We start from the raw sequence: 8893 nt of genomic DNA on the forward strand, positions 1-8893 counted from the left end.
AAGCCAGCAAAACGGCGCTGCCATCTCCTGTGCCACAATGGTCGGCGGTCTGCCGCCCAACCCGCAAGGAGCAGAACCCATGAACGAGCTTATCGGTCGCGTCTTCAGCTTCGAAACCCAGGAATTTCCAAGTCGCAGCGCCCTTTACGAGAAGCTGGCGACGGAGGGACAAAATCCGAAGGCGCTGATGATCTCCTGCGCCGACAGCCGGGTCGTGCCCGAACATATCATGCAGGCGCAGCCCGGTGACCTGTTCGTCTGCCGCAACGCCGGCAATATCGTCCCGCCCTATTCGCAATCGAACGGCGGCGTGTCCGCGACCGTCGAATATGCGGTCGTGGTGTTGGGCGTCCGCGACATCATCGTGTGCGGCCACAGCGATTGCGGCGCGATGAAGGGCATCGCCAATCCGGAAGCGCTGGGCAAGATGCCGGTCGTCGCCGGCTGGCTGAAGCACGGCCATGCCGCTGCCGAAGTCGTCGCGGAATGCTATCCCCACCTTGAGCAGGCGGAAAAGGTCCGCGCCATCGCCATGGAAAATGTCGTGGCGCAGCTTGCGCACCTCCGCACACACCCGTCGGTCGCCGCCGGCATTGCCCGTGGCGAAATCGCGCTGCACGGCTGGTTCGTCGACATCCATGCCGGCAATGTGCTTGGCCTCGACGGGGAAAGCGGGCGTTTTGTGCCCCTGCGGGAAGACCGCACGCTGCCCGTTGCCGTCGCCCAGACCGCGCGTCTGGCCTATGACGCGCCGCTGCTGGAGGCGGCCGAATAGTTTCCGGTCCCCTTGAACCCCGGAAATCCTGACGCCCCGGTCGCATGACCGGGGCGTCCTTCTACCGGTCCCAACCGCCGCCCAACGCCTGGTACAATGTCACCGCCGCGGTCAGCTGGTCGGTCCGCGCCTGGATCAGCGCCAGGTCGGCGCTCAACAGCCCGCGTTGCGCATCCAGCTGCTCGATATAACTGGCATAGCCTGCCCGGTACCGGTTGCGCGCCAGCCGCAGCGCCTCTGCGACGGCCGCGCGCTGCAGGATCACGTCGGCCGCCTGCTCCCCCGATCGCCGCACGCCGGCCAGGCTGTCGTCGACCTCGCGAAACGCGGTCAGCGCCGTTCCACGATAGGCGAACGCCGCCGCATCCCGACGCGCGGCGGCGGCCTCCGCCCCCGCCCGGATCCGCCCGCCATCCAGGATCGGCGCCAGCACGCTGCCACCGATGGAAAAGATCGTCACCGGCGCCGCCAACAGGCTCGACAGGCTCAGACCCGCACTGCCGGCCAGGTTCAGCCGCGGCAGGAACTGCGCGCGCGCCGCCGACAGGCTCAGGTCCGCCGACGCCAACCGATATTCCGCGGCCGCGATATCCGGCCGCCGCCGAAGCAACTCCGCCGGCAATTCGGCCGGGATCGGCGGCAATGTCAGCTCGGTCAGTGTCCGCCCCCGCGCAATCGGCCCCGGCACCCCGGCGGTCAGCACGCGCAGCGCATTTTCCTGCCGCCCGATCGCCAGCTCCACCTGCGGGATCAGCTGGGCCGCCGCCTGATATTCCGCCTCCGCCTGCCGCAATTCCAGCATGGAGGTATAGCCGGTCAGCGCGCGCCGCTGTGCCAGCCGCAAGGCTTCGTCCCGCGCCACCAGCGTGTCGCGCGTCGTCTGCAACCGGGCGTCCAGCGCGCGCAGCGTGATATAGCCGCTCGCCGTCGTCGCCGCGATCGACAGCGCGGTCGTGTCCCGCGCCGCCTGCGTCGCCAGCAGGTCCGCCCGCGCCGCACGCGACAGCGTCGCCAACCGCCCGAACAGGTCGACCTCATACGCCGCCTGCACCGCCGGCTGTCCGCCGAACCCGGTCGATCCGACCCCGAATGCATTCACCGCCCGCGACTCCGCGATGCCGCCGCCCGCGCTCGCCGTCGGGCTCAACGCCGATCGCGCCAGCCGCTCGTTCGCCCGCGCCTCCGCGATCCGCGTCGCTGCGATTGCCAGGTCGTTGTTGTTCGCCAGCGCCGCCTCGACCAGCCTGGTCAGCGCCGGGTCGCCGAACCGCTGCCACCACCCGGCGGTCACCGGCGCGGTGTCCGCGAACTGCGTCCGCCACTGCGTCGGCACCGTCACGGTCGCCGCGGCGGGCACCCCCGACTGCGGCCCCGCGCAGCCCGCCAGCACCAGGGTCAGCGCGGGCACGATCCGGCCCGGGGTCCGGCGCAAGGTCCGGCGCGCGCTCACGGCGCGGTATCCACGCTGGCCTCCACCGACATGCCCGGCCGCAGCCGCCGCGCCAGTGCCTGTCCCGGATCGATCGCGATCCGCACCGCGATCCGCTGCGGCACCTTCACAAAATTGCCGGTCGCGGTGTCGGTCCGGATGATGCTGAATTCGCTCCCCGCCGCCGGCGACAGGTTCTGCACATGCCCGGTCAACCGCGCACCGCCCAGCGCGTCGACCGCAAAGCTGGCGCGCTGCCCCGGCGCCATGCGGGCGGTCTGCGCCTCCTTGAAATTGGCGATCACCCACATCTGTTCGGGCACCAGGAACATCAGCTGCGTGCCCGCGGTCACATATTGGCCCACCCGCCCGCCGATCTCGCTCAACGTCCCCGTCTGCGGCGCGCGGATGATGGTGTTGGACAGGTCGATCCGCGCCAGGTTCAGCGCCGCCGCCGCGCCCGCCACCGCCGCGGCCAGCCCCCCGCGCCCGACCGCCACCGATCGCACGTCCTGCTGCCCGATCGCGCGCGCCGCCTGCGCCTGCTGCACCGCCGCCTGCGCCTGCAGCAAGGCGGCCCGCGTCTGGTCGCGCTCGCGCAGGGAAACCGATCCGTCGCTCGCCAGATCCTCGACCCGCGCCATATCCGCCTGCGCCCGCACCAGCTGCGCCCGCGCGCCTGCAATCGCCGCCGCCTGCGATCCCAGCGCCGCCGTGCGCGACCGCGCCTGCTGCGCGCTGTTGGCCAGCGTCGCCTGCTGCGCCGCGACCGTCGCTTCCGCCTGATTGACCCGCTGGCGATAGATGCGGTCGTCGATCCGCACCAGCATCTGCCCGCGCGTGACGTGCTGGAAATCCTGCACCGGCACCGCCACCAGATATCCCGACACCTGCGGGCTGACGATCGTCACCTGCCCGCGGACATACGCATTCTCGGTCGACTGCAGCGTCGACGTGAACGGCGGCAACCGCCACGCATACAGGATCGCGGCAATCCCTGCGATCACCAGCAGCGCGATCAGGACGATCGCGCTCAGGCTCTTCGTCGGCGGTCGCCAGGCGCGGGGCGCTGCCTGTTCGGGATCTGCGCCGGTCCGGACGGCGGGCTGCGGGTCGCTATCGGCCATGGATCAACTCGTGGAAACTTGCGCGGCCCGGCGGCGGGCCCGCTGGATGCGGGAGATATGGATCGATGCCCACAACATCGTACAAAGCGCAATCACCACGATCAGGGCGAACACATCGTCATACGCCAGCACGTTCGCCTCGCGTGTCAGCGACTGCGCGATCAGCGCGACGCCCTCCGCCTGCCGCAGGGCCGGATCGCCCAGCACGCGGCTCAGCCCCGCGCCGCCCGATCCCACCCGCGCCGCCACCAGCGGATCGGCCAGCGACACCTGCCCCGCCAGTTCGACCAGGTGCACGCGCGTCCGCACCGTCTGGAACGTCCCGATCAGCGCGGATCCCAGCAACCCGCCCAGGCTCTGCGTCACGCTGAACAGGACGGAGAAACTGACGAAATGCGACGGCCCCGCCGCCAGCGCGCGGGTCAGCCCGACCAGCAGCGCCGGGCCGATGAACAGCAACGCGGCAAAGCCCAGGATCGCCTGGCTCAGATACATCTGTGCCGGCCGCGTCAGGTTGGTCGCGCCCATGTCCAGATAGGCGCCCAGTGCAATCAGCGCGAGCGCGATCAGGATCGGCTTGCCCAGGAAATTGGGGTTCAGCGTCCACGCGCCCACCACCATTCCTGCGATGCTGGCGGCCAGAATCACCATGAACAGCCCCCGCAGCTGTTCGTTGCCCAGCCCCAGCGCGGTCAGCAACCCGACCGCGCCCGTCGTCTGCTCGGCCAGCACCGCGCGCGTCAGGATCGCCACCAGCGCGAACCGCGCAATATCACCGCTGCCCAGCCAGCGTGTGTTGAGCAACGGATTTTGCCGGCCATGCTCGATCCGGAACCCGATCGTCAGCAACAGGACCGCGGCACATAGTGCATAGCCCAGCCACGGCGCCTCGAACCACCACAGCACCCGCCCCAGCCCCAGCACCGCCGCCAGCAGGGCCAGCCCGGGGGCGACCAGCGCGAAGGTGAGGAAATCGCGCGCCTCGAACGCCCGGATCCGCTCGCTCGGCGGCAGCGGCAACCACCGCACCGCCGCCAGCGACAGCAACGCCAATCCCAGTTCGAACTGGTAGAAGGTCCGCCACTGCGCCGCTTCCAGCAATTCGGACGGGAACAGCCGTGCCAGCGGCGGCGCCAGTTGCGGGATGCCGACCGCAAGCACGATGCCCTTCAACCGCCATTCCGGCTTGAACGCCTGCATCATGTACAGCAGCCCCAGCGTGGACAGCGACGCCGCCGCGATTCCGCTGAACGCCCGCACCATGATCGCGGAGACGAAGCTGTGCGCCACCAGATGCGCCGCCGTCGCCAGCACATATCCTACCAGGAATATCTGCACGAACAGCCGCAGCCCATATTGCTGCCGGAACTTCACCAGCAACAGGCCGCTGACGACGTTGGTCATCACATACACGGTCGGCAACCACGCGGCCTCCGCCGCATACAGCCCCAATTCACCCTGCAGGCTGGCCAGGTTGGCGGTGACGATCGCATTGCCCAGCCCGCCGGTGATCCCGACCAGTGCGCTGATCGCGGCGAACGCGAAACGCCGGTGCACCGGGTGCGCGGGGCTGGCCGGCGATCCCGGGATTTGCGATCGTTCGTGCGGCTGCGGCACCCAGTCGTCGGTCGTGCCCGCGCCCCCGCGCCAGCGTCGGCCGCGCAAACCCGCCGGCATCATGCGTGAAGACCGATCTGCATGGGCCGCAGATAGGGCGCGGCCCGCCCCCTGTCACCGGAACTGATAATTGATCACACGAATCCGCTGTCGCCGTCCCGGTCCCGATCGCTGTCCAGCGGCGTCGCCGACACCATCATATAGGCCAGCATCGCATATTTCGGATCGGGCCGCAGCATGTTCATCCGGCTCTGCTGCCCGCCGAGTGCCATCATCGTGTCGGTGCCCGCCGCGGTCGATGCGGGTATGTCCACGCGCCGCACCGGGGTGATCGCGTCCCGGTCGCCGGGATTGTACGTCGCCATCCGCACCGGATTGTCGGGCGTGCCGTACCCGGCCTCGCCCGATCCCTCGATCTTGCGTGCCATCAGCTGATAGACCTGGGTCAGGCTGCGCGCCTCGCCGGACTTGCGATAGAAGATGCTGCGATTGGCGCCGGCCTCGCGCGGGAACACCGACGCCGCCGACGCATCCGGATAGGTATCGGCCGCGCGCAGAAAGCGGCTGGCCCCCTGCAACCCCAGGAAGTGCGCGAAATACAGATCGGCCTTGGTCGGCTCGCGCCCCAGCGCCTTCTGCAACCCTGTGGCATTGTCGCTGGCATATTCGCCCGCCATCAACGCCGCGGCCTGCGGATCGCGGCGCAACGCGAACACCTGATCGCGCATCGCGGGGTCGACGGTCCAGCGGCCGTTCGATTTCCGGATGGCATTGGCCGCCCAGTCATAGCCATGGTCGCTGCCGTGCATCTTCAGCACGCCCAGCCAGCTCTGGTCGATGAACTGGTACAGCCCGGTCGCCGACGACGATCCCGCCCGCGCATTGGGGTTCAGCCCGCTTTCCGACTGCGCCTGCTGCAACAGATAGTCGAACGCCACCCCGGTCCGCTCGGCCGCATGCGCGATCGCCTGGCGGACCGACGTCTTGTCGGTCCCGGCATAGCCCAGCGTCGTGAAACGCGGCGCGGTCATGATGCGAGGGTCTCCATATACGAATCGGATATGAAGGAACGCAGTTAACAACTCCTTACCGCCCAGCCCCGGTTTGAGACGCCCGTCTCATTCCGGGACGATGGCTTAACAGCCCTAAGCGAACAGGCCTTGTATCGCGTATCTATACGCGATACACATCACGATGATCATCGGCTTCCGCCATAAAGGACTCGAAGCCTTCTACAGCACCGGCACAACCCGAGGCGTTCAGGCCGCCCATGCAAAGAAGCTCCGAAACATTCTGGCGTTGTTGGACGTGGCGGCAGGGCCGGACGATATGATTGTACCGTCCTTCAAGCTTCACCCGCTGAAAGGCAATCTCAAGGGGCATTCGTCGGTTTGGGTCAACGGCAACTGGCGGATCACCTTCCGCTTTGTCGGCACGGATGCCGAGTTGGTCGATTATCAGGACTATCACTGAGGGTATGACGATGATGCACAATCCTCCCCATCCCGGTGAACTGCTCCGGAACGAAGTGATAGGGGCGCTGAACCTGTCGGTCACGGAGGCGGCCAGTCGACTCGCCATGTCGCGGGTCGCCCTGTCCCGCGTATTGAATGGCAAGGCCGGGATCAGTCCCGATCTCGCCTTGCGGCTTGAACAGGCGGGGGCAAGCACCGCACGCGCCTGGCTCGCCATGCAGGCGAATCATGACCTCTGGTGCGCGCAGCAGCATGTGCAGCCGCCGGTCCGCCCGTTGCGGGATGCCGCCTGACGGACAGCACCAACCGCGCACCTCAAATGCCCCTCAAATCCCGCCGTCGGTCGCCACCAGCCCGACCTCGGCCAGCCGCGCCACCAGGTCTTCGGCGCAGGCATCCAGCGCGTCCGCCTCCGTCGATCGCACCACGAAATTGGCGCCGACGCGGCCTTCGCGGAAGAAGGGGTAACTGCCGATCTGGCACGCGCCATGATCGCGCTCGGTCTGGCGCAGCAGGTCGGCGATCTCGCTTTCCGGCACCCAGCACCCCACCGTCCGCGACAGCAGCGGGCGTCCACCCTCCAGCTGCCCCGCCAGCGCCTCCAGCATCAGCCCCGCGATATGCGGCACGCCCGCCATGATGAAGATATTGCCATGGCGGATGCCCGGCGCGCCCGACATCCGGTTCTCAATCAGCTCGGCGCCGTCCGGCACCCGCGCCATCCGCAACCGCGCGTCGTTCAGCCCGCCGCGCGTGGCGTAATAGGCCTCCAGCGCCGCCCGCGCGTGCGGATGCACCACCACCGCCACGCCCAGCGCCTTCGCGATCGCATCGACGGTGATGTCGTCATGCGTCGGCCCGATCCCGCCGGTCGTGAACAGATAATCGGCGCGCGCCGTCAGGGCTTGGACCGCATCCACGATCACATCCTCCACGTCTGGCACCACCCGCACCTCGACTAGGCGGATACCCTGCAGGTTCAGCCACAACCCCACCTGCGCGACATTCTTGTCCTGCGTCCGCCCGGACAGGATCTCGTCACCGATGACAAGGAGAGCGGCGGTCCAGATGCGTTCGGTCATACGCGTGCCATAGCCCGTCCCCACCACCTCGCAAAGCACCGGCTTCATGGTTATATCCGGCACATGACCGAATATCAGACCATCACCGCCGCCGATACGGTGACCCGCGACGGCGCGATCAAGCTCTATGACGCGGATGGCTTTGCCGGGATGCGCAAGGCCGGCCGGCTGGCCGCCGAAATCCTCGACGCACTCGCGCCGCATGTCGTGCCCGGCGTGACGACGGCGGAACTGGACGACATCGTGGCCGGCATGACGCGAACCGCCGGCGCGGTCCCAGCCACGCTCGGCTACCGCGGCTATACGCACAGCAGCTGCATCTCGATCAATCATGTCGTCTGCCACGGCATCCCGTCGGCCAAGACGCTGAAGGACGGCGACATCATCAATGTCGACGTCACCCCGCTGCTGGACGGCTGGCACGGCGACAGCAGCCGCATGTATCTGGTCGGCGATGTCGGGGTGAAGGCGCGGCGGCTGGTCGACATCACCTATGAATGCCTGATGCTGGGGATCGATGCCGCCCGCCCCGGCAACCATATGGGCGATATCGGCCACGCCATTCAGGCGCATGCCGAAAAGCATCGCTACGGCGTGGTCCGCGATGTCGGCGGCCACGGCGTCGGCCGCGTTTTCCATGATGCGCCGGAGGTGGTCCATCTCGGCCGGCCGGGCACCGGGCCGGAGCTGAAGCCCGGCATGATCTTCACGATCGAACCGATGATCAACATCGGCCGCCCGGATGTGAAGGTGCTGGATGATGGCTGGACGGCGGTCACGCGCGACCGTTCGCTGTCGGCGCAATTCGAACATTCGATCGGCATCACGGACGACGGGTGCGAAATCTTCACCGCCAGCCCCGCCGGCCGCCACCGTCCACCCTATTTTTGACGGCGAAGAACCGTTTCGGGGGCAAAGGCGTTATACCCCCGAAACGACTTCGGAGCCTTGTCATGCGTGTTGCCCTGATCCCGCTGCTGTTCGCCGCTGCGACCCCGCTGGTCGCGCAGCCAGCCGATCCGGCGCCGGCCGCCACCCCGCCCGGCGTCGAAACCACGCTGACGCTCAACGCCCGCATCCTGGCGGAAATCCGCGCGCAGAACGCCAACCGCGCCGCGCAGGCCGCGCAATATAAGGGCGCCGTCGCGGTCCAGAACCAGCGTACGATCGAAGTGCAGCGCATCGCGGAGGAAAGCGAAGCCGACTACGCCGCCCGCGTCGCCGCCTGGAAAGCCAAGCAGGCCGCCGCCTGTGCCGCGGGCCAGACCGCGGCCTGCGTCCCGTCCGGGAGCTGAAGTTTCAGCCCCCCGCGGACGCGGGGTCTCGAATGCACCAACGACTCCGGACCGAACCCCCCCGCCAACCCGTTTGGTTCGAGCGTGTCGAGA

10 protein-coding genes are annotated in these 8893 nt (G+C 68.2%); 5 read left to right on the top strand and 5 right to left on the bottom strand.

Annotation, left to right across the window (positions count from 1 at the left end; translation table 11 throughout):
• The first annotated feature begins 79 nt into the window (after positions 1–79).
• On the top strand, positions 80–775 hold the full coding sequence (locus VF649_RS07005) for a carbonic anhydrase (RefSeq protein ID WP_331011244.1): 696 nt from the start codon (positions 80–82) through the stop codon (positions 773–775).
• A gap of 61 nt (positions 776–836) precedes the next feature.
• Here VF649_RS07005 and VF649_RS07010 read toward each other — a convergent pair whose 3' ends face one another.
• The 4 genes from VF649_RS07010 to VF649_RS07025 form a co-directional block, all read right to left on the bottom strand.
• Positions 837–2225 (bottom strand): efflux transporter outer membrane subunit, encoded by a 1389-nt coding sequence (locus VF649_RS07010; protein WP_331011245.1) that lies wholly within the window; start codon positions 2223–2225, stop codon positions 837–839.
• Positions 2222–3331 (bottom strand): HlyD family secretion protein, encoded by a 1110-nt coding sequence (locus VF649_RS07015; protein ID WP_331011246.1) that lies wholly within the window; start codon positions 3329–3331, stop codon positions 2222–2224. The genes VF649_RS07010 and VF649_RS07015 overlap by 4 nt, the downstream gene beginning before the upstream one ends.
• Before the next feature lie 3 nt (positions 3332–3334).
• Positions 3335–5008, bottom strand: a complete 1674-nt coding sequence (locus tag VF649_RS07020) for an MFS transporter (RefSeq protein WP_331011247.1) — start codon at positions 5006–5008, stop codon at positions 3335–3337.
• 74 nt (positions 5009–5082) lie between these two features.
• The gene (locus VF649_RS07025) at positions 5083–5979 is read right to left on the bottom strand and encodes a hypothetical protein (protein WP_331011248.1); all 897 of its coding nucleotides are present in this window, start codon (positions 5977–5979) and stop codon (positions 5083–5085) included.
• A gap of 163 nt (positions 5980–6142) precedes the next feature.
• Between VF649_RS07025 and VF649_RS07030 the strand changes: the two genes are divergently transcribed.
• Both VF649_RS07030 and VF649_RS07035 read left to right on the top strand, forming a co-directional pair.
• Positions 6143–6421, top strand: coding sequence for a type II toxin-antitoxin system RelE/ParE family toxin (locus tag VF649_RS07030; protein ID WP_331011249.1), 279 nt, complete (start codon positions 6143–6145; stop codon positions 6419–6421).
• A gap of 13 nt (positions 6422–6434) precedes the next feature.
• Positions 6435–6716, top strand: coding sequence for a HigA family addiction module antitoxin (locus VF649_RS07035; RefSeq protein WP_331011250.1), 282 nt, complete (start codon positions 6435–6437; stop codon positions 6714–6716).
• A gap of 33 nt (positions 6717–6749) precedes the next feature.
• Here the strand turns inward: VF649_RS07035 and VF649_RS07040 are convergent, their stop codons facing one another.
• Entirely contained in the window at positions 6750–7505 is a 756-nt protein-coding gene (locus VF649_RS07040) for a competence/damage-inducible protein A (RefSeq protein ID WP_331011253.1), read from the bottom strand.
• A 63-nt stretch (positions 7506–7568) separates the two neighbouring features.
• On the opposite strand from VF649_RS07040, the gene map reads away from it, so the two are divergent.
• Both map and VF649_RS07050 read left to right on the top strand, forming a co-directional pair.
• Positions 7569–8396 (top strand): type I methionyl aminopeptidase, encoded by an 828-nt coding sequence (map, locus tag VF649_RS07045; protein WP_331011251.1) that lies wholly within the window; start codon positions 7569–7571, stop codon positions 8394–8396.
• Positions 8397–8458: 62 nt separating this feature from the next.
• Entirely contained in the window at positions 8459–8800 is a 342-nt protein-coding gene (locus VF649_RS07050) for a hypothetical protein (RefSeq protein WP_331011252.1), read from the top strand.
• The last annotated feature ends 93 nt before the right edge of the window (positions 8801–8893 follow it).

The organism is Sphingomonas sp., assembly GCF_036387535.1.
Lineage (GTDB): Bacteria > Pseudomonadota > Alphaproteobacteria > Sphingomonadales > Sphingomonadaceae > Sphingomonas_R.